13 protein-coding genes are annotated in these 21,224 nt (G+C 67.7%); 7 read left to right on the top strand and 6 right to left on the bottom strand.

The features are described 5' to 3' along the window. Nucleotides 1-278: 278 nt before the first annotated feature. Nucleotides 279-2,927, bottom strand: a complete 2,649-nt coding sequence (locus ARC63_RS17680; protein WP_057503959.1) for a hybrid sensor histidine kinase/response regulator — start codon at nucleotides 2,925-2,927, stop codon at nucleotides 279-281. Nucleotides 2,928-2,993: 66 nt separating this feature from the next. Further along, entirely contained in the window at nucleotides 2,994-4,163 is a 1,170-nt protein-coding gene (locus ARC63_RS17685) for an OprO/OprP family phosphate-selective porin (RefSeq protein WP_010480815.1), read from the bottom strand. A 330-nt stretch (nucleotides 4,164-4,493) separates the two neighbouring features. Between ARC63_RS17685 and ARC63_RS17690 the strand changes: the two genes are divergently transcribed. Both ARC63_RS17690 and ARC63_RS17695 read left to right on the top strand, forming a co-directional pair. Continuing rightward, nucleotides 4,494-5,837, top strand: coding sequence for a dicarboxylate/amino acid:cation symporter (locus tag ARC63_RS17690; RefSeq protein WP_010480813.1), 1,344 nt, complete (start codon nucleotides 4,494-4,496; stop codon nucleotides 5,835-5,837). A 230-nt stretch (nucleotides 5,838-6,067) separates the two neighbouring features. Further along, nucleotides 6,068-8,359 carry an NADP-dependent malic enzyme gene (locus ARC63_RS17695; protein WP_043400158.1) on the top strand — a complete coding sequence of 764 codons (2,292 nt, stop codon included), beginning with the start codon at nucleotides 6,068-6,070 and terminating at the stop codon, nucleotides 8,357-8,359. A gap of 418 nt (nucleotides 8,360-8,777) precedes the next feature. On the opposite strand, the gene ARC63_RS17700 is transcribed toward ARC63_RS17695, so the two are convergent. Beyond that, nucleotides 8,778-9,521 carry a basic secretory protein-like protein gene (locus tag ARC63_RS17700; RefSeq protein WP_010480809.1) on the bottom strand — a complete coding sequence of 248 codons (744 nt, stop codon included), beginning with the start codon at nucleotides 9,519-9,521 and terminating at the stop codon, nucleotides 8,778-8,780. Continuing rightward, entirely contained in the window at nucleotides 9,518-12,862 is a 3,345-nt protein-coding gene (locus ARC63_RS17705; RefSeq protein WP_057503960.1) for a GH92 family glycosyl hydrolase, read from the bottom strand. The genes ARC63_RS17700 and ARC63_RS17705 overlap by 4 nt, the downstream gene beginning before the upstream one ends. Before the next feature lie 421 nt (nucleotides 12,863-13,283). Here ARC63_RS17705 and ARC63_RS17710 point away from each other — a divergent pair, with 421 nt between their 5' ends. Genes ARC63_RS17710 through ARC63_RS17720 form a run of 3 tightly spaced genes read left to right on the top strand, consistent with a single transcriptional unit; the run spans nucleotide 13,284 to nucleotide 15,924 of the window. Continuing rightward, nucleotides 13,284-13,481, top strand: coding sequence for a zinc-finger domain-containing protein (locus tag ARC63_RS17710; RefSeq protein WP_005410967.1), 198 nt, complete (start codon nucleotides 13,284-13,286; stop codon nucleotides 13,479-13,481). Nucleotides 13,482-13,496: 15 nt separating this feature from the next. Beyond that, nucleotides 13,497-14,612 carry a glycosyltransferase gene (locus ARC63_RS17715; protein WP_057503961.1) on the top strand — a complete coding sequence of 372 codons (1,116 nt, stop codon included), beginning with the start codon at nucleotides 13,497-13,499 and terminating at the stop codon, nucleotides 14,610-14,612. Next, nucleotides 14,593-15,924 carry an O-antigen ligase family protein gene (locus ARC63_RS17720; RefSeq protein ID WP_057503962.1) on the top strand — a complete coding sequence of 444 codons (1,332 nt, stop codon included), beginning with the start codon at nucleotides 14,593-14,595 and terminating at the stop codon, nucleotides 15,922-15,924. Before ARC63_RS17715 ends, ARC63_RS17720 begins: the two co-directional genes overlap by 20 nt. A gap of 100 nt (nucleotides 15,925-16,024) precedes the next feature. Here ARC63_RS17720 and ARC63_RS17725 read toward each other — a convergent pair whose 3' ends face one another. Beyond that, nucleotides 16,025-16,942 carry an LpxL/LpxP family Kdo(2)-lipid IV(A) lauroyl/palmitoleoyl acyltransferase gene (locus ARC63_RS17725; RefSeq protein ID WP_057503963.1) on the bottom strand — a complete coding sequence of 306 codons (918 nt, stop codon included), beginning with the start codon at nucleotides 16,940-16,942 and terminating at the stop codon, nucleotides 16,025-16,027. A gap of 60 nt (nucleotides 16,943-17,002) precedes the next feature. On the opposite strand from ARC63_RS17725, the gene waaA reads away from it, so the two are divergent. Together waaA and ARC63_RS17735 are read left to right on the top strand one after the other, a co-directional pair. Next, on the top strand, nucleotides 17,003-18,301 hold the full coding sequence (waaA, locus tag ARC63_RS17730) for a lipid IV(A) 3-deoxy-D-manno-octulosonic acid transferase (protein ID WP_049413335.1): 1,299 nt from the start codon (nucleotides 17,003-17,005) through the stop codon (nucleotides 18,299-18,301). 229 nt (nucleotides 18,302-18,530) lie between these two features. Then, entirely contained in the window at nucleotides 18,531-19,751 is a 1,221-nt protein-coding gene (locus ARC63_RS17735) for a hypothetical protein (protein WP_057503964.1), read from the top strand. 100 nt (nucleotides 19,752-19,851) lie between these two features. Here the strand turns inward: ARC63_RS17735 and ARC63_RS17740 are convergent, their stop codons facing one another. Next, the gene (locus ARC63_RS17740; protein ID WP_057503965.1) at nucleotides 19,852-21,210 is read right to left on the bottom strand and encodes a TolC family outer membrane protein; all 1,359 of its coding nucleotides are present in this window, start codon (nucleotides 21,208-21,210) and stop codon (nucleotides 19,852-19,854) included. Between the last annotated feature and the right edge of the window lie 14 nt (nucleotides 21,211-21,224).

Raw genomic sequence — 21,224 nt, forward strand, 5'->3', positions numbered from 1 at the left:
GGCATGCTGGATCCTTGGCCGTAGGCTGTGGCTGTCTTCAGTACGATCCGCCGATCAGCCGAACGTTGAAATCTACTGATCCTCAGCAGCGCCGGTCAGTCAGGAGACTGCTCTCTCTCCACTCGGAATTTCTCCATGCTCTACGCAATGACGCGGCGCATCCATTTCCTTCTTGGCCATGGCTGTCGCGCGAAGAGGTTTGGGGATTCGGTACGGAATCAACGAGGAGCAACGCCAGCCGTGCGCCGGCAACGCGACGCCCGCGTGGCGGAGCCGTCCTACCCGCGATGCCGCAACAGCATCTGCGTCATCAATGCCCGCAACGCGGGCGGCCGCACCGGCTTGAGCAGGAAGCCCCAGCCGTTCTCGGCAGCATGCGCTTTCAGTGCCTCGTCACGCTCGGCGGTCACCAGGATCACCGGCGGGCGCGCCTTCCACAGCGTGCACAGCGTTTCATACAGGTCCGGTCCGTGCCATTGCCCCATGCGCACGTCCAGCAGCAGCAACTGCGGTGCGTTCAATGCACTGGCGATTTCCAGTGCCCCCTGCGGACCGTCGGCAAGTTCCACCTGGCAACCCCAGCGCTCCAGCAGCGCACGGGTCGCCGCACAGACGTGTGGATCATCGTCGATGCTCCACACCCGGCACTTTCGCAGTGAGCTGTCGTCGGAGGGTTCGCTTGCGATGACCGGCGCTGCGGCAGGTGCGATCACATCGTCGGCGCGCCCGAGTACTACGCTCACGGCGAAGACGCTGCCCTTGCCCAGTGTAGAGCGCAGGCTGATGCGGTGGCCGAGCAGGCGGCCGATGCGTTCGACGATGGCCAGGCCCAGGCCGGCGCCACGTTCCTGTTCCACGCCGTCGTTCAGCCGGCGGAACTCCTCGAAAATCTCACCCTGCAGGCTTTCCGGAATGCCCGGGCCTTGGTCATGCACTTCGATGCGCAGTTGATCGCCTGCACGCCGGCAGCCGATCAGCACGCGCCCACGTGGGGTGTAGCGCAACGCGTTGGACAGAAAATTCTGCAGGATCCGCCGCAGCAGGGCTTCGTCGCTGACCACCACTGCGCGGGTATCCACCCAGTCAAGCTGCAGGCCACGGCTCTGGGCGGCGATGCCGAACTCGCGCGCCAGCGTCTCCAGCAGCGGAGAAAGTGCGAACGTGCGTACGCGGATCTGCAACGATCCTGATTCCAGTCGCGAGATATCCAGCAGGCTGTTGAGGATCGCGTCCTGCGCGGCCAGCGCAGCGTCGATGTGGTCGCTGGTCTGCTGCTGCGCCGGATCACTCAGTTTGCCGCGCAGCACCGAGACGAACATGCGTGCAGCGTTGAGTGGCTGCAGCAGGTCGTGCACGGCCGAGGCGACGAAGCGGGTCTTGTAGCGGTTGGCCTGTTCGGCTTCGCGGCGTGCTTCGTCCAGGTCACGGGTGCGCTCGGCGATGCGGTGCTCCAGCGCATCGGCCAGCGAACGCAGTTCGCGCGCGGCGTTCTTGTAGCTGGTGATGTCGGCATAGCTGGTGACGAAACCGCCGTCGGGCAGCGGATTGCCACGGATCTCCAGCACCGTGCCGTCGTCCTTCTCGCTTTCGCGCATGTGCGGGCGACCGCTGCGCAGGTGGTTCAGGCGACGCTCGATGGCCTCGTCCACCGGGCCGGGACCGAGCAGGCCACGGCGTGCATTGAAACGGAACAGTTCCTCGATCGGCCGGCCGACGCGAACCAGGTCTGCCGGGAACCGGAACAGTTCCAGATAGCGCGCATTCCATGCCACCAGCCGCAGCTCGCGGTCGATCACCACCACGCCCTGCGGCAGATGCGCCAGGCTGCGGCTGAGGCCGCTGTCAGCGTCAGTTGCGGCCTGCAGCAGGCCATCCTGTGCGGTGCGCAGTTCCTGTGCATGCTGCTTGAGCAGGGTTTCGAGTTCGCGGCGGCTGCGCAGGCGGTGTTTGGCCAGGCGCCGGCGCTGCTGAACGAACAGCACCAGGAAGCCCAGCGCCAGCCATGCAGCGCCACCGGTGAGTGCCGCGGCGCGGCCGGCGCCGGTGGCGGCACTGGCATCGTGCAGCAGGTGCAGGTTCCAGCCTTCGGCGGGCAGTGGCAGGCTCTGCCACAGCATCGGCTGCGGCAACGTCGGGTCCAGCAGGCGCACCATGCGGCCGCCATCGGCCAGCACGTCTTCGGTACGCGCACGCAGTGGTTGCAATGCGCGGTCGGCGTACTGGCGGGCATCGAGCATCTCGCGGCGCTCGTCGGCGCCCAGCGGGCGCAGCAGCCGGTAGCGCCAGCTGTCACGGTTGGCCAGGAACACCACGTCGTGGTCGTCGCTGGCCAGCACCACATCGGGGCTGCTCAACCATTCCTGTTCCAGCGCCGACAGCTCGACCTTGATCACCACCACGCCCAGCCGCTGGCCGTCTTCCTCGATGGCCTGCGACAGGTAGTAACCGGGCACGCCGGTGGTCATGCCGATGCCGTAGAAGCGGCCGCGGCCCTGCGCCAGTGCCTGGCGGTAGTAAGGGCGGTAGCTGTAGTTCTCGCCGACATTGGTGGTCGGCTGGTCCCAGTTGCTGGCTGCCACTGCCACGCCGTCGTGGCCCACCAGGGTCAGGGTCGAGGCGCGGGTGACTTCATTGGCGCGTTGCAGCTTGAGGTTCAGCCGCTGCCGTTCGGCAGGCGAGGGCGGTACGCGCAGGGCGTGCAGGAGATCCGGATCCAGTGCCAGCACCTGCGGCAACGTGCCGAAGCGGTCTATGCGCTGCTGCAGGCCCTGTCCATACAGCTGCAGCTGGCGTTGCACCTGGCTGCTTTCCTCGCCGAGGGCGCGCCGCCAGGCGTAGTGGCCGGCGGCGACGGCGCACGGCACGGTGCCACCGACCATCACCAGGATGGTCAGCAACAGCATGCGGTGGCGGCTGAGCCAGTACATGGCGGCAGTCTACGCAGGGCCGGCGGGCGTGGCGTGCACGCCCGCCGGGATCTGACGTGGAAGGGGTCAGAAGTGCATCTGCGCGCGCAGTTCGAAGATCTCCGGCGTGCTGTGCACGCCACGACGGCTGGCGTCGACCTTGACGTAGTTGGCCTGGAACTTGAAGTGGCTGGTCAGGTACCAGTTCGCACCCAGGGTCAGGTCGTGCTGGCGTCCGCCGAGGATGCTGCCATCGTCGAGGTCCATGCGGCTGTAGCGGGCCACCAGTTCCACCGCGCCGTAGTCGTGCGCCGGCTTGATGTTGGCCACGGCACCTGCGTTGTACGGGCGCGATTCGCCGGTCAACACCCAGCTGGCCATCGCGTACTGGCCGCTGCCGGTGTAGTCGGGCTTGCCGTCATGACGGGTGACCGTGGCGCGCAGGGCTTCGGCCTGCAGCGAGAACGGGCCGCGGATCCAGATGCCTTCCAGGCCGGTGCGGCGGATCTGGTCGGCGGTGACCAGCGCGCCGGAATCGACATAGCGGATGTCGGTCAGGCCGGCCTCCGGGCGTGCGCGCAGGCGCGCGCTGGCCTCGTGGTGCACGTCGCGGCCATCGCTGTAGCCACGCGGATTTTCCTGCGAGTAGGCCAGGCCCAGGTGGATTACATCACCCGGCGCCTTCACCGGGGTCCACACCGCACGCACGGCCTGGGTGGTGCCGGGGTTGTCACCCTGCAGGTCCTTGCCGCCATAGGCGCCAGCCTGCAGCAGGTACTGCGGGCGCTCCAGCACCCATTCCACACCCGTGCGGCGGCCGGCGTAGAAGGCCTGCACGGGCAGTGCGGTTTCCAGGAAGCTGCCGGCGCGCGAAGACGTGTTCGCGTCCAGGCCAACCGGGGTCTTCATGTAGCCGAAGCGGAAGCGGCCGATGTCGCGGCCGAAGAAGGCCTTGCTTTCGAAGCGCACGAACACGTCCAGCCAGGTGTCGGACTGGAAGTCGTAGTAGACCATCGCGTCGTAGACGCCCTTCTTCTTCAGCGTCGCGCCGAACTCCTTGCGACGCACGGCGTCATCGTCCTCAAGGCCGCTGCCCGAGGAAAAATCGTTGTAGTCGTAGGCGATGTTGGCGGTCGCGGCCAATTCGGTGCCGTCGCCGAAGGCGTACCTGGTCGGCCAGTTGTCGAAATCGGCAGCCGAAGCGAAGGCGGGAAGCGCGGCCAGCGACAGGGCCAGCAAGGTGGGAATCGGGCGCATTAGGTGCGGCTCTCTCAGATTGCGTGTGGACAGGACAACAGCGGCCGCAAGGGCCGGAACTTTCGCAATGACGCGCCCGGCCGTTCAGCCCGGGCCACCGGCCTCCCCATGATCGGGCGGTGCGGCGCCAGTGTAGGCATCGCGGCCACCTGAATCGGGGGGCTAGTACCAATAGGTTATCTGCGCCAGCGTGCCCGGCGCGTACAAAGGCGTCCATTGGTCGCACCCCCTGCGCGTGCAGCACAGGGCCTGCGATCAGTTTCCACGGTTACGGTTCCCGTGCAGTCCCGGGGCCGTACGTGCCTGAAAACGCCCCTTCCGGAGTCCGCCATGCACATCCCGACCGCAGCACCGGTGCCTGCAAAGCCGTTGCCGATCTATCGCCAGCTGTACTTCCAGGTGATCGTGGCGATCGTCCTGGGCGCCATCCTCGGCCACTACGAGCCGTTGATCGGCGAGAAGATGAAACCGCTCGGCGATGCCTTCATCAACCTGGTGAAGATGATCATCGCGCCGGTGATCTTCCTGACCATCGTCACCGGCATCGCCGGCATGACCCACCTGCGCACGGTGGGCCGCGTGTTCGCCAAGGCGATGGCGTACTTCCTGTTCTTCTCCACGCTGGCACTGATCGTAGGCATGATCGTGGCGCACGTGGTGCAGCCCGGCGCCGGCATGAACATCAACCCGGCCGAGCTGGATCAGACCGCGGTGCACAGCTACGTCGAGAAGTCGCATGACCTGACCCTGGTCGGCTTCCTGATGGACATCATCCCGAAGACGCTGCTCAGCGCGTTCGTCGATGGCAACATCCTGCAGGTGCTGTTCGTGGCCGTGCTGTTCGGCATCGCGCTGGCATCGGTGGGCGAGAAGGGCAAGCCGATCGTGAACTTCCTGGAGGCGCTGGTCGCCCCGGTGTTCAAGCTGGTGCACATCCTGATGAAGGCCGCCCCGATCGGTGCCTTCGGCGCAATCGCCTTCACCATCGGCAAGTACGGCGTCGGCTCGCTGATCAACCTGGCCTGGCTGGTGGGCTCGTTCTACCTCACCGCGTTCCTGTTCGTGGCGGTGATCCTGGGCCTGGTCTGCCGCCTGTGTGGCTTCTCGGTGTTCAAGCTTGCGCGTTACCTGAAGGCCGAACTGCTGCTGGTGCTGGGTACCTCCTCGTCGGAGTCGGCGCTGCCGTCGCTGATGGAAAAGATGGAACGCGCCGGGTGCAGCAAGTCGGTGGTGGGCCTGGTGGTCCCGACCGGCTATTCGTTCAACCTGGACGGAACCAACATCTACATGACCCTGGCCGCGCTGTTCATCGCCCAGGCCACCAACACCGAACTGACCCTGGGCCACCAGATCGCCCTGCTGCTGGTCGCCATGCTCAGCTCCAAGGGTGCCGCTGGCGTTACCGGCGCCGGCTTCATCACCCTGGCCGCGACCTTGGCGGTGGTGCCGGAAGTGCCGGTGGCTGGCATGGCGCTGATCCTGGGCGTGGACCGCTTCATGAGCGAATGCCGCTCGCTGACCAACTTCATCGGCAATGCCGTGGCCACGGTAGTGGTCTCGCGCTGGGAGGGTGCGCTGGACCGCAACCGCCTGCAGCTGGCGCTGGATGGCCGCGAAAGCGAACTGCCGCCGCTGATCGATGCCGTGCCCGAGGCGCTGCCGGCCAGGGGCTGATCCAGGTGTGTGGTACCGCGGGGCCGATCACGACAGTGGTACGGCCCCGCGGCGTTTCAGGGCGTCCCATGGCTGTCATGGCAGACGCCGAAGCTGGTATCCCGGTACCGTCGCATACGGCACGGAATTGTGCGGTCGCAGCATGCCTGCGACAGGATAGCGACAGGTCCAGACGCTCCAACGGGGGTATCATCCCCTGTCCCTTCTGCCCATTCATGTAACCCACATCGATGTCCAACGAAGATTTCAAACAGGCCGCCCTCGATTACCACCGGATGTCCCCGCCGGGAAAGATCAAGGTTTCCGCTACCAAGCCCATGCTGACCCAGCGCGACCTGTCGCTGGCGTATTCGCCGGGCGTGGCGTACGCCTGTGAAGCGATCAAGGCCGACCCGCAGCAGGCCAGCGAGCTGACCGCCCGCGGCAACCTGGTGGCGGTGATCTCCAACGGTACCGCGGTGCTGGGCCTGGGCAACATCGGCGCGCTGGCCGGCAAGCCGGTGATGGAAGGCAAGGGCGTGCTGTTCCAGAAGTTCGCCGGCATCGATGTGTTCGACATCGAAGTGGATGAAACCGACCCGGACAAGCTGGTCGACATCATCGCCTCGCTGGAGCCGACCTTCGGTGGCATCAACCTGGAAGACATCAAGGCGCCGGAATGCTTCGTGGTCGAGCGCAAGCTCCGCGAGCGCATGAAGATTCCGGTGTTCCATGATGACCAGCACGGCACGGCGATCATCGTCGGCGCGGCCGTGCTCAACGCCATGGCGATCACCGGCAAGAAGATCGAGGAAGTGAAGCTGGCGACCACGGGCATGGGCGCAGCCGGCATTTCCTGCGTGAACATGCTGGTGCAGCTGGGCCTGAAGCCGGAGAACATCCTGGCCTTCGACCGCGAGGGCGTGATCCATACCGGCCGTACCGACCTGGACCCGGAAAAGCAGCGCTATGCGCGCGACACCGACAAGCGCACCCTGGCAGAGATCGTCGACGGCGCGGACATCTTCCTGGGCCTGTCGGCACCGGGCATCCTGACCGCCGACATGGTCAAGACCATGGCGCCGGATCCGGTGATCTTCGCGCTGGCCAACCCGACCCCGGAAATCATGCCGGAACTGGCGCGCGCCGCGCGTCCGGACGCGATCATCGGCACCGGCCGTTCGGACTACCCGAACCAGGTCAACAACGTGCTGTGCTTCCCGTACCTGTTCCGTGGTGCGCTGGACGTGGGCGCGACCGCGATCAACGAGGAAATGAAGATCGCCTGCGTGCGCGCCATCGCCGCGCTGGCGCGCCGTGCGGCCACCGACATGGGTTCGGCCTATGGTGGCGAGACGCCGAGCTTCGGCCGTGAATACCTGATCCCGCGCCCGTTCGACCGCCGCCTGCTGGTGGAGCTGTCGGCCGCTGTGGCCCAGGCCGCGATGGATTCGGGCGTGGCCTCGCGCCCGATCGCCGACATGGGGGCCTACCGCGACAAGCTTGCCCAGTTCGTCTACCGCACCAGCCTGATGATGAAGCCGGTCTACGACCGCGCGCGCAGCGACAAGCAGCGCGTGGTGTACGCCGAAGGCGAAGAGGAAGTGGTGCTGCAGGCGGTGCAGAACGTGGTCGATGACGGCCTGGCGCACCCGATCCTGATCGGCCGCCCGGAGGTGATCGAATCGCGCATCGAGCGCCTCGGCCTGCGCCTGAAGATCGGCGAGAACGTTGAAGTCACCAACATCAACGACGACCCGCGCTTCAACGAATACTGGCAGTACTACCACGGCCTGACCGGCCGCCGTGGCGTGACCGTGGCCGCGGCGAAGAACCTGATGCGTTCGCGCCCGACCCTGATCGCGGCGGTGATGGTGGCCCGTGGCGAAGCCGATGCGATGCTGACCGGCATCGTCGGCCGCTTCCACAAGAAGCTGGGCTACGTGCGCAGCGTGCTGCCGCTGGAGCCGAAGGTCACCTCGACCTCGGCGATGACCGGCGTGATCAACCAGCAGGGCGTGTTCTTCTTCGTGGACACCCACGTGCAGGAAGACCCGACCGCCGAGCAGCTGTGCGAAGCGACCCTGCAGGCGGCCTACCGCATGAAGCTGTTCGGCATCGAGCCGAAGGTGGCGCTGCTGTCGCACTCCAACTTCGGCAGCCATGATTCGAAGGATGCGCTGAAGATGCGCCAGGTGCGCGAGCTGCTGCTCAAGCGCAACCCGCGTCTGAACGTGGACGGCGAAATGCAGGGCGACACCGCATGGGATGAAGCGCTGCGGCAGAAGCTGCTGCCGGGCTCGACCCTGCAGGGCCGCGCCAACCTGTTCGTGCTGCCGAACCTGGAAGCGGCCAACATCGCCTACAACCTGGTACGCGTGTTCACCGACGGCGTGGCGATCGGTCCGATCCTGATGGGCGTGAACAAGCCGGTGCACATCCTGACCACCAGCGCGACCTCGCGCCGGATCCTGAACATGACCGCCATTGCGGCGGTCGATGCGCAGATCCGCAAGCAGATCGAAGCGGAAAAGAAGGCGTAAGCCTTCGTTCCGCTGCGATCTGCAGAAACGCGCCCTTCGGGGCGCGTTTCGTTTCCGCCCAGCGGAAACCGGATCGGGTAGCGCCGGGCCATGCCCGGCGAGCGCGCAGCGCGGCGCTTCTCGCATTCCGCCGGGCATGGCCCGGCGCTACCCGATGAATTGCAGTCCGGCGGTCATTTCCCTGCAACGCCGCTGCGGCCCAATACGCCCACGCGGCCTGGCCGTGGGAAGGGACCGGACCGGCCTTCCCACCCTGGGCCCGACCAACTTTCCATGGGCGAGGGTGTCATGCGCAATCGAGTGACGCGGCGGTACTTCCAGCAGTTGTTCGCGCTGTACGCCGGCTTCGTGCAGTCGCGCTGAGGCCGCGATGCGGTAGCGCCGGGCACTGCCCGGCGAACGTAAAGTGCGTGGGGGCTCAGTGCCGCTTGCCGCGGCGTGCGGGGGCCGGCGGCGGTGCATCCGAACGCGGCTTGGCGTACTGCGCCCACAGCGCTGGCAGTGCCTTGCCGGTGTGCTTCTGCCACAGCGTCGGTGCATAGCGGCCGTCGCGCAGGGCCTTGTCCAGTGCGAGCACCAGTCCCGGGTGTTCGGCGTCGGCCCACTTCAGGAACGCACCGGTCACCCGGTAGCCACTGTCGAAGTTCTGTCCCTTCTCGACCTTGCCCGGCAGTGCCCAGCCCGCGGCGGCATTGTCCATGCCGTAGCGGTCGCGTGCGTAGTCGGCGATGCCTTCCACCAGCCAGCCCGGCACCCGCGCGTCGCCGTAGCCCGGATAGCCCTGCACGATGTGCATGGCCTCATGGGTGACCAGGTCGATGTCGTTCGGGTGCTGCGCCAGCCACCCCGGGTTGACGGTGATCGTCGCTGCGTGGTCCTTGTCGCCGACGAAGGCGATGCCGGTGTAGGCCGGATCGATCACGATGCGCACCATGGACGGCGCCGCCGGATGGAAGTCCGCACGTTCGCGCAGATAGGCGAAGAAGAACGTATCGATCACCCGCTTGCGCTGCGGCGCGGCCAGCGCGCCACGGGCGTCCTGGTAGTTCAGCGTCACGCCGTCGCGGGTCAGCTGCGTATCGAACGCCTGGGTCTGGCCGAAACTGGAGAAGGACAGGGCAACAAGGGCCAAGGGCAGAAGACGGAAGCGCATGCCGCTCATTGTACGGTGCCGGCCGCCAGCAGTTCGATCTCCGCCAGCGGCAGCCGTGCCGGTGCCGCCAGGCGCAGGCGGTACTCGCTGTAACGACCGGGTTTGGCGATCCGGAATGGACGGGTCTGGCGGGCGGATTCGAAGTCTTCGCCGCTGCGCTGGTCGAGCATGGCCCAGCTGCCGCTGCCGTTGCGGGCTTCCAGCGTCCACTCACCGCCCTGGATGCGGCCGTCGCCGCTGGTCAGCGTGTACATCGTCGGGGTGCCCTCGGCCAGGCCGGTCAGCGCGATGGTTGCGCCGCTACCCAGGCCCACCGTCGTGCCGGCATCGTCATCGAGCAGCGCGGGCAGGGCACGGCCATCGGCCAGCGTCGCCTTGGTGCCGCTGCCGAGCAGGTCGTGCAGCAGCTGGGGGCGCTGGCCGCGCGGGGTCAACGAGCGCGGCACATCGTCCACGCCACTGCCCCAGCGCGAGGGACGGGGGCCCATCACGAAGTCGAGGGTCGCGCCCTTGGCGATCAGGTCGTGCGGCACCCAGGTCTTCGTCCACGGCGTACCGTTGATCTTCAGCGACTGCACGTAGACGTTCTCACGCGAGTTGTTGGCCGCGTTCACGGTCAGCACCGCGCCACCCTGCAGTTCCACCCGCGCGTGACGGAATGCCGGCGAACCGATCACGTACTCCGGGGCGCCCATGCGCAGCGGGTACAGGCCCAGCGAGGCCAGCACGTACCACGCCGAGGTCTCGCCATTGTCCTCATCGCCCGGGTAGCCCTGGCCGATCTCGCTGCCGACGTACAGCCGCGACAGGATCTCGCGCACATGCTGCTGGGTCTTCCACGGCTGCCCGGCGTACAGGTACATCCACGGGATGTGGTGTGCCGGCTGGTTGCTGTGCGCATACATGCCCATGCGCACGTCGCGCGCTTCGGTCATCTCGTGGATGGTGCCGCCGTAGGAACCGGCCAGTGCCGGGTCCGCGGTTTCCGGTGTGGCGAAGAAGGTATCCAGCTTCGCCGCCAGCTTTTCGCGGCCTCCGTACAGCGCCGCCAGGCCCTCGCCGTCGTGCGCGGCGGTGAACGCGAACGTCCAGCCATTGGATTCGGTGTAGTCGTGACCCCACACGCGCGGGTCGTAGGCCTTGGCGTCCACGCGCCAGCGCCCATCGGCCTTGCGGCCCTGGAAGAAGCCTGCGTCCGGGTCGAACATCGTCGCGTAGCTGGCGGCGCGGTGGCGGAAGTAGTCGGCCTCGGTGCTGTAGCGTTCGCGTGCCGCCGGCGTGGCCGCGCGCTTGGCCAGGGCGTCGGCCATGTTGGCGATGCCGAAGTCATTGAGTGCACCTTCCATCGTCCACGACATGCCTTCGTGCACGTCGGCGCTGGCATAGCCACGGAAGGTCGAGCGGTCCATGCCCTTGCGGCCGACGTGGCGGTCAGGCGGGACCACGGTCGCGTTCTTCAGCGCGGCCGCGTAGGCCTCTGCCGGATCGAAGCCGCCGACGCCTTTCAGCCACGCGTCTGCAAATGCCACGTCCGAGCTGGTACCGACCATCAGGTCGGCGTAACCCGGCGACGACCAGCGCGCGATCCAGCCGCCGGCGCGGTACTGCTCGATGAAGCCCTGCACCAGCTGGCCGGCATCGTCGGGCGTGAACAGCGCATAGGCCGGCCAGGTGGTGCGGAAGGTGTCCCAGAAGCCGTTGTTGACGAATACCTTGCCGTCGCGCACGGCGGCGTAGCTGCGGGTCGCGCTGCCCTCGGTGTTGTCATCGCTGGCGCTGGCCTGGTTGGCGTAGCGCCACTCCGGTGCGGCGGCGCTGCCCACGTTCTCATGGCCGGAATTCGGGTACAGGAACAGCCGGTACAGGCTGGAATACAGCGTGGTCTTCTGGTCGTCGCTGGCATCGCCGATGTCGAAGCGGGCCAGGCGTGCGTCCCATGCATCCTGCGCACGGCCGGACACGCTTTCCAGCGTGTCGGCCGCAGCGATTTCCAGTGCCAGGTTGTGCCGCGCCTGCTCCACCGAGATCAACGAGGTGGCGATGCGCATGGTCACCCGCCGGTCGCTGCCCGCATCGAACTTGATGTAACCGGTCGGGCGGCCGGTGTCGAGGCGCCCACTGCTGCGCCAGGGCTTGTCGAAGCGGGCCACCACGTACATGCGGCTGGCGCCGTTGGACAGGCCACTGCGCGTGTCGGTATAGCCGGACAGCGTCTGCGTGGCGGCGTCCAGAGTCAGGCCACCGCGTGCATCGACATTGTCGAACAGCAGGTTGGCGTCGCCGCCCTCGGGGAAATCGAAGCGGAACAGCGCCGCATGATCGGTCGGCGCGATGGCGGCGGCGATGCCGTTGTCGAAGCGCACGTCGTAGCGGTAAGGGCGGGCGCTCTCGTGGCTGCGATCGAACGACAGCGCGCGCTTGCGGCGGTCGGCCTCCGGCACGCCACGGCTGGCCGAGGGCATCACCTGGAAGGTCTGGCGGTCGCCCATCCACGGGCTGGGCTGATGGCTCAGCGCAAGCGCCTGCAGTTGCGGGCGGTTCTGTGCGTCGTTCTGTTCGTTCCAGCGGTACAGCCAGTTCAGTGCGCCGGCATCGGTCACCGGAGTCCAGAAGTTGAAGCCGTGGGGTACCGCCGTGGCCGGGAAATTGTTGCCGCGCGAGAAGGTGCCGTTGGCCTGGGTGCCACGGGTGGTCAGCACCCAGTCGGAGACGCGTTGCGGCTGTTGTCGCGGCTGAGCATCCAGGCGCACGTCGTCGATCCAGCCGGCGACCGGTGCACCGTCGGCACTCGCCACCTCCAGTTCGATCGCCACCACGCGGCGACCGTTCAGCGCGGGCACGTCGCCCAGTCGCACCGCCTTGCGTGCCCATTGCTGCGGATACAGCGTCTTCGACACGCCCTGCGCGTGTGCGCCAAGGGCTATACCGTGCTGGTCGCGTGCCGCGCCGGCCGAAACGCGGCTGCCATCGTCCAGCAGCAGGTCCAGTGACACATAGGTCGAGGCCACGGTGTCCTTGCCGACGATCTCCGGCAGCACCAGCCACGACAGGGTGGTATCGGCCTCGATCGGCAGATCTGTCTTGAACAGCTCGCGCCGCGCGCTGCCGCCTTCGCTGCTGTAGCGCAGTGCATGCAGGCCGCTGTAGCCCACATTGCGCTTGGCGGCGTAAGGCGCCGCAGGGCCGTTGCCGATCGTGACCTGCAGTGCACCCGCGGCCTGCGACGGGGCAGGTTCGCCGGGCTCGAACGAGGTCTGCAGTCCCTGTGCCAACACCGGCATCGCGGTAGTCGCACAGGCCAGGGCCAGGGCGAGCGGAAGCAGGGCGCGGCGTGGATCGGACAGGGTCATGCAAGGGTCTCCCGGAAGGGCAGGCGGCGGGCAGAACCCGCATCGGCGGACACCACGGACAGCATCGCTCCTCCCGCCGGGATGGCAGTGGAAGAAGCGATGCCGGTCCGGTGGGGGCGGGCCATGCGATCGGGTCGGATTGGGGCAGGCCGGTTCACGACCTGGCCCGATCCTGCAACAGCCGTGGCAACCTGACAAGTGCCATTTAGTTCGATCCAAATGCGGGAAATATCGTTGTCGGTGGTTTCCCGGCGTGAACCTGCAGGATTGGTCGGGAATTTCCACCGGCACCCCATCCCGAGGTGGCATGCAAGGTCGCAGGGAATCGGCCCGGTACGCGTAAAGACCCGTTGCGGCGCAATGTCGGGGCGGCCCGGATGCTAGAATCACAGGCCTCGCAACCCGTTCATCGACATCCGCCATGAGCCATACCGCCACTGCGCCCGCCAACGCCGAGAAGCGCTACACCGTGCACCGCAGCGATCTGCCGCTGAGCTGCCCGACCCCGGAAATGGCGCTGTGGAACTCGCATCCGCGCGTGTACCTGCCGATCGAAGACGAGCCCAACGGCGAAGCGCAGTGCCCGTACTGCGGTTCCGTGTTCGTGCTGGCCGACTAAGCGGCCGCCCCTTCGATGCGCCGATTGACCGTGGTGCAGTTGCTGCCGGCGCTGCACTCCGGCGGCGTCGAGCGTTCGACCCTGGAAATCGCTGCGGCCCTGGTCGCCGCCGGCCATCGCGCGTTGGTAGTGTCGGCTGGCGGCCGCCTGGTGCAGCCGCTGCTCGATAGCGGTGCCGAGCACCTCACTCTGGACATCGGCCGCAAGTCGCTGCTGACCCTGCGCCATCTGCCGACCCTGCGCCGACTGTTCGCCGAGGTTGGCGCGGACGTCGTGCATGCCCGCTCGCGGCTGCCGGCCTGGCTGGGGTTGTACGCCATCCGCGCCATGCCCACCGCACAGCGCCCGCACTGGGTGACCACCGTGCATGGATTGAATTCGCCCAGCCGCTACAGCGCAGTGATGACCAGCGGTGAACGCGTGATCTGCGTGTCCAACAGCGTGCGCGACTACGTGCAGCGGCACTATCCGACAGTTCCCGAAGCGCGGCTGCAGGTGATTCCGCGCGGCGTCGATGTCGCACAGTTTCCGCGCGTGGCCCGCGCCGACCGCCGGCCACGACTGGCGCTGGCAGCCGACTACCCGTGGCTGGCACAGGTTGAGGGCCCGCTGCTGCTGCTGCCGGGGCGGGGCACCCGGCTGAAGGGACATGCTCATGCGCTGCAGTTGCTGGCGGATGTACGCGCCGCCGGTGTGCCAGCACAGCTGTGGATGCTGGGCACCGATGAACCGGGCCGTGAAGCCTACGTGGCCGACCTGCGCCGGCAGGCCGCTGCTTTGGGCGTGACCGACGCCGTGCAGATCAGCACACCGACCGCGCGCATCGCCCAGGCCTATGCGGCCAGCGATCTGGTGCTGCAGCTGTCGGACAAGCCCGAAGCATTCGGCCGTACTGTGGTCGAGGCGCTGTCGGTGGGCCGCCCGGTGCTGGGCTGGGATCATGGTGGCGTCGGCGAACTGCTGCGGCAGCTGCAGCCCGCTGGCGCGGTGCCGCTGGGCGATGCACGCGCGCTGGGTGAACGTGCGCTGGCCCTGCTGGCGCAGCCGCCGTCCTTGCCGACCCGCATCCCGTTTACCCTGCAGGCCATGCAGCGCGATACCCTCCGCCTCTATGCCGACCTCGCCGGCTGACCCCGCCGTCACCGTGCGCGACGACCGCGCCGGACGCTGGGCGCCCTGGTGGGTGCTGGCGTACGTGGCGATGTGGCCGTTGCCGGGCATCGCCGAAACCATTCTCGGTCTTGGCGCGGTCTACGCCGCCGCGCGCATGGTCATGCGCCGACTGCAGCGTCGTCCGCACCTGTTGAGCACGGCAGCGTGGGCGCTGACCTCGATCCTGTTCCTCGGCTATTGGCTGCCGCAGGCGTTCTCGGCGTTTGATGCGATCGATCCGGCAGCGTCGTGGACGAAGGCGGCCGCCGGCCTGCGCTACCTGCCCTTCATGTGGCTGGTGGCGATCGCGGTGGCCACGCCCGAACGGAGGCGGCTGACCTTCGGTGGCCTGGCGCTGATCACCGGCGCATGGACCCTGGATGCGCTGGTGCAGGCGGTGGCCGGAACCAGCCCGTGGTTCTGGTCGCTTGAGCAGCTGAAGCTTGCGGTGAGTGGTCACGCGTTGTGCCCGGCCACTGAGGCGGCCGTGGTCGATCGCCTCAGTGGGGCACTCGGGCCGTGCAACCTGAAGTTCGGCCAGGTCCTGGCCAGTCTCTCACCGTTCCTGTTGTTGCCGCTGGCGCGTCGCTTTGGCAATCCGGGTTGGGTACTGGCCGCGGCGGCGCTGGGCTGCGTGCTGCTGCTGGCCGGCTCGCGCGCATCGTGGATCACCTTCGCGCTGGTGCTTGCCTACAGCGGCGTGCGCCAGTTCGGCTGGAAACGGTTGGTGCTGCTGGCGCTGGTCGCTGTCCTCGGTGCGGGCGCGCTGACCGCCAGCGTGCCGCAGCTGCGCGAACGCTTCGCGCGAACGGCGTTGGCCTGGGATGGAAGCGAGCGCGGTGTCGACGAGGCACTGTCAGGGCGTGCGCGGATCTGGGACGCCGCGGCCTGCATGATCGAGCAACATCCGCTCAATGGCGTCGGTGCACGCGGCTTCCACGATGCCTATCCGGCCTGCGTGTCTGGCGACGAACCGGCGGTGTGGGGCGATGCCCCGGCGTTGCATGCCCATCAGATCGTGCTGGAAATCCTGGCGGAAACCGGCGTGCTCGGCCTGCTGCTGTGGTTGGCAGCCGTGGCCCAGGCCTGGCGGGCCTGGCGCTATGCACCGATGGCCGCGCGTGAGCGGGCCCGCCCGGCGATGCTGGCGCTGGCGGTCACCGTGTTCCCGCTCAACACGCATCTGGCGTTCTATTCCGCGTTCTGGGGTGGCCTGACCGTGCTGCTGGCGGCGTTGTTCGCCGGCAGCCTGTTGGCCCGCGAATCGGATGAATCTCCGCCGATGCAGTAGTTGCCAACCTTGGTTGGCGCCTCGGGACCGGCCTCGGTTCATCGGCGCCAGCCAAGGTTGGCGACTACCATGAGCACGCCGGCCCTTCCACCGCATCCCGTTATTTGTAGAAATCGCTCCGCCCGCCCGGCTGGCGCTTGAAACGGCGGTGGATCCACAGGTACTGGTCGGGCGCCTCGCGCACCATCTCCTCGATGGCCTGGTTGACCCGCGTGGTATCGGCTTCCACATCCTCGCTGGGAAAGTTCTCCAGCGGCGCGCCGATCTTCAGGAAGTACTTCCCGCCCTCGCGGCGGTGGAAGTAAGGAATCACCGCGCAACCGGTCATCCGCGCCAGCTGGTGGGTGGCGGTAATGGTGGATGCGGTATGGCCGAAGAAGGGCACGAACACGGTGTCCTTGCCGCGCATGTCCTGGTCCGGCGCGTACCAGAGGAAGCCGCCCTTCTTCAGGTGGCGCACGGTCGCGCGGATGTCTTCATTGGCGAACATCGCCTTGGCATAGCGCAGGCGGCCGAACTTCACCGCCCACTCGTACACCGGGTTCTTGTGCTTGCGGTACATGCCTGAAAGATCGACGTAGTCGCACAGCAGGCGGCCGCACATCTCCAGGGTCATGAAGTGGCCGGACACCAGCAGCACGCCGCGGCCTTCGGCCTGCATCTGCCGCAGATGCTCGAGGCCTTCGATCTTCACCTGTGGGCGGATGCGGTCGATGCTGCCCCACCAGGCGCGGATGCACTCGAGCACGCCCACGCCCAGCGCATCGAAGCTGTCGCGCACCAGGCGCTGGCGCCAGGCTTCGTCCTTCTCCGGGAAGCACAACTTCAGGTTGACCTCGGCGGCGCGACGGCGGCTGCCGAGCAGGCGCCAGCTGATCCAGCCGACGCCACGGCCGAGCGCACGCTGCAGCAGCCACGGCAGGCGGGCGATGGCGAAGGCGCCGAGCATGGCGGTGAACATCGGCCAGTTGCGGGGATCGCGCAGCGACGGGCGGATGGCGGTGGTGGCATCGGACATGGCGCCATTCTACCAACCCGGCTGCGTGTCTTTCCCGGGGGGCTCCCGTATCCTTGCCGCATGCGTAAAGACCCTGTCGAATGGATCCTGCGCGGCCTGTATTCGGCCGTGCTCTACATCCTGCTGCCGATCACCGTGTACCACCTGGTCTGGCGCGGTTTCCGGGTCCGTGAATACTTCCGGCGCTGGGACGAGCGCTATGCCTCGTATCCGCAGCCGACCGGCCAGCCGCGGGTCTGGCTGCACGCGGTCTCAGTGGGCGAGGTCAACGCCGCCGCGCCACTGGTCAATGCCCTGCGCCAGCAGCGTCCGGACATCCGCTGGGTCATCACCACCATCACCCCGACCGGTTCGGAGCGCGTGCGCGCGCTGTGGGGAGACGCGCTGGACCACGTCTATCTGCCGTACGACGTACCGGGCAGCGTCAACCGCTTCCTCGGCCACTTCCAGCCCAGCCTGGCGCTGATCCTGGAAACCGAGCTGTGGCCGAACATGCTGTTCGGCTGCCGCGACCGCCGTATTCCGGTCTACATCCTCAACGCCCGCCTGTCAGCGCGCTCGCTGCGCGGTTACCGGGTGCTGGCGGCGCTGATCCGCCGTGCGCTGCGCACGGTGACCTGCGTGGCCGCGCAGTCGCAGGACGACGCCGAGCGCTTCGTGCAGCTGGGGGCTGCGCGGGAACAGGTGCAGGCGCTGGGCAACCTCAAGTTCGATATCGCCACGCCGGATGTGCAGGGCTTCGTCGAGCAGTTCCATGCCTGCGTGCCCGCCGGGCGCCCGGTGTGGATCGCGGCCAGTACCCACGATGGTGAGGAGCAGGCGGTGATCGACCTGCATCGGCGCCTGCGCCAGCAGCACCCCGACCTGTTGTTGCTGTGGGCACCGCGGCACCCCGAGCGCTTCCCGAAGGTGGAGGCGCTGGCGCGCGAGCAGGGCTGGAACGTGGCGACCCGTCGCGCGAAGCAATGGCCGGAGGCCGGCACGGATGTTTTCGTCATCGACACCCTGGGTGAGCTGATGCCGTTCTATGCCTGTGCACAGGTCGCCTTCGTCGGCGGCAGCCTGCAGCCGATCGGTGGCCACAATCTGCTGGAACCGGCGGCGATGGGCACTGCCGCTGTGACCGGTCCGCACCTGCACAACTTCGCCGAGATCTCACGGCGCATGCGAGAGGCCGGTGCCTTGCTGATCGGCGAGGACGTGCAGGCGGTAGGTGACCTGCTGCAGCACCTGTTGGACGACGCCCAGGCGCGCGAGGACATGGCCCGTGCCGGTTGCACGCTGGTCAGCAATGGCCGCGGTGCCCTGCAGCGCACGCTGGCGCTGGTCGCGCCACACCTGCCGCCGCCGCGCAGCTGAGCCGGGCAGCAACACCGCCAGGGCGGATGCTACGCGGACCGACTGACGTGATCGACTGCATCAATTCTGCTTAGCAGCCGGATTCCTGTCGCAGCAGGACCGGATGCGTGGCTGCGAACGTGTTTGTGGTCACATCGCGGTGCGCACAGTACGGGTTCTGATACCGCCACTTGGCGCACGCTGCCAGCCTCCTGTCGACCGCGCTTGTGCGGATTCAAGAGGGCTTGCGATGGACAGCGATAACCGCCGTGGCCGGCACGCGCTGCTGGGAATGGATCACTTCGCGATGGTGGCGTTGACCCTGCTGCTGGGTGGCAGCGTGATCGCCCTGGTTGGCCAGTACACCGCCGCCCAGGCGGGGCCGGCCATCGTACTGAGTCTGCTGCTGGCCGCACTGGGCACGGCGCCGATGCTGTATTGCCTGCACGTGCTGAACCAGCAGCGGCCCGCAGCCGATGGCCTGCACGGCCTGCTGCGGGCCGCTTGGGGCACGGCAGCCGCGCGCCTGCTGGGTGCTGCACTGCTGCTGGAACTGGTGATGACCAGCGCCGGCGTGGCGCAGTCCACGGCCGGCCACGCGCGTGCCGTGTTTGCCAGTCGCGGTATTGAAACCGGCAGCGCGCTGCCGGATCCGGTGATGGCCGTCACCAGTCTGCTGGTGTTGGGTGGGTTCGTGCTGCTGCCCCCGCGTCGCATCGCGCTGACGGTCTGCGTGTTGTTGACGGTGAAGATCGGTGTCGGGCTGTTGCTGTTGGCGCTGGCGGTTCGCCACGTGCACTACGCCAACTGGATTCCGTGGCTGCCGGACGCCACCGCGCCCTACCGATTCGGCCCCGGCGGGGTGCTGGCGGCAAGCGTGCCCTTGCTGGGGGTGTTTGCCAGTGTGGGGCTGGCACTGGGATTTCCCGGACGTGGCCGGCAGGCGCGTACGCGATCACCCTGGCTGCTGGCGGCCGCGCTGCTGCTGGCGATGCTGCTGCTGATCATGCTGGCCGCGTTGCAGGCCGGCCTGGTCGAGTTCCCGGTATTGGCCAGTACGCGGCCGTTGTCGGTGGCATTGCAGGGCCATCCGCAGTTGCAGTGGCTGCTGCCGTTGCTGCCGCTGGCGGGCATGGCCGGGCTGGCAGCACTGCTGCTGGTGCTGTTGTCGCTGGCCGCACACCTGGCAGCGCAGCTCCGGCCTGTGGCCGGTGATGAAGCGCCCGGGTTGCGGACGCGGCTGATACCGGTCACCGTGGTGCTGGCGGCGGCGCTGCTGGCCTTGGGAGCGCCGGTCGGCGCATTGCCGGTGCTGCCGGGTCCAGCAACCCTGCTGGTGATGGCGGCCTTGTGCCCGGCAACACTGCGTGTCCGTGCGCCGATGCCGGGTGCTGCAATGGTGCTTGCGCCCCTGGCCACGGCGTTGTGCGTGCTGGCCGCAGTGGAACGGGCAGGCGCGTGGCCGGGCTGACGGCCGGCAGATCTGCGCCATGCGTGGGTCGGGCCGTACGCGCCGCCCACAAAAAAGCCACCCTCGCGGGTGGCTTCTTGGTTGCCGGCAGGGCGACGACTCAGTGCGTGGTCGTTGCCGGGTTGCCGGCGTCCTGGGTCAGCAGGCGGTTCACGTCCTGCAGCTCAGCCACGTCCAGCGCACCCAGCGACTGGCTCAGCAGCAGACGGTTCTGCAGGAAGGTGTAGCGGGCCTGGGCGTAGTCCAGCTGCGCCGAGAACAGGATGCGCTGGTTCTGGATCACGTCCAGCACGGTACGGGTACCGACTTCCAGGCCAACCTGCGACGCGTCGTATGCACTCTGCGCCGAGACTACCGCAAGGCGGCGGGCCTCCACTTCGCTGATGCCCTGCACCAGGGTCTGGTAGGCATTGCGGGTGTTGCGGTCCAGGGCACGCTTCTGCTGCTCGTAGCCATCCTGGGCGATGTCACGCTGGGCCAGCGCCTGGCGCACGTTGGACTGGGTGGCACCGCCAGCGAAGATCGGTACGCTCAGGGTCAGGCCGATGCTGTTGGTGCGCGCGTCCGGCGACAGCGAGCCGGCGCCGGTGCTGTCACCCCAGGTCGCGGTCTTGCCCCAGCTGCCGCCCAGCGACAGGGTCGGGTAGTGGCCACCACGGGCGGCCTGCACGCCGGCTTCGGCGGCGCTGACCTTCAGTTCCTGCGCCTTCAGCGCCGGATTCTGGGTGGTGGCCTGGTGCACCAGCTCGTCGATGTTGCCGCGGTTGGCCGGCACTTCCGGGCGGAAGTCCGCCGGCAGGCCACGCAGGTTGGCCACCGGCTGGCCGGTCAGTTCGGTCAGGGCCTGGTAGTTATCGGCCAGGGTGTTCTGCGCAACGATGGTGTTGGCGCGCGCCTGGTCGTACTGGGCGCGGGCTTCGTGCACGTCGGTGATCGGCGCCAGGCCCACTTCCAGGCGCTTGTCGGCGAAGTCGAACTGCTTCTTCGCGGCCGCTTCGTTGGTCTGTGCGGCGTTCAGCGATTCGATCGCCACCAGCACGTTGAAGTAGGCCGCCGAGGTGCGCACGATCAGGCTGTCGTTGGCCGAATCGAGGGTGAAGTCCGCCGCCTTGCTCAGCTCACGCTGCGAACGCAGGTTGTTGATCTGGGTCCAGTTGAACAGCGTCTGGCTGCCATCGATCGTGTAATTGCGGCGCTTGTTGGTGAACGAGCCGGAGTTGATGTCGGCGTTCGGCTCGCTGCGCGTGCGGTTCAGCGTGGCCTGGCCGTTGATCTGCGGCAGCAGGGCGGCGCGCGCCTGCACGGCGCCTTCCTTGTCGACCAGCCGGGTCGATTCGGCGGCGGACAGCTGCGGATCGCCGTTGCGCGCCATTTCGTAGACCTGCAGCAGGTCGGCGGCATGGGCGGACAACGGCAGCAGGGCAGTGGCCAGCGCAACAGCGAGGGATCGGCGGATCATTGCGGCTTCCTTGG

It is taken from the genome of Stenotrophomonas geniculata ATCC 19374 = JCM 13324, assembly GCF_001431625.1.
In the GTDB taxonomy this organism is placed as follows: domain Bacteria; phylum Pseudomonadota; class Gammaproteobacteria; order Xanthomonadales; family Xanthomonadaceae; genus Stenotrophomonas; species Stenotrophomonas geniculata.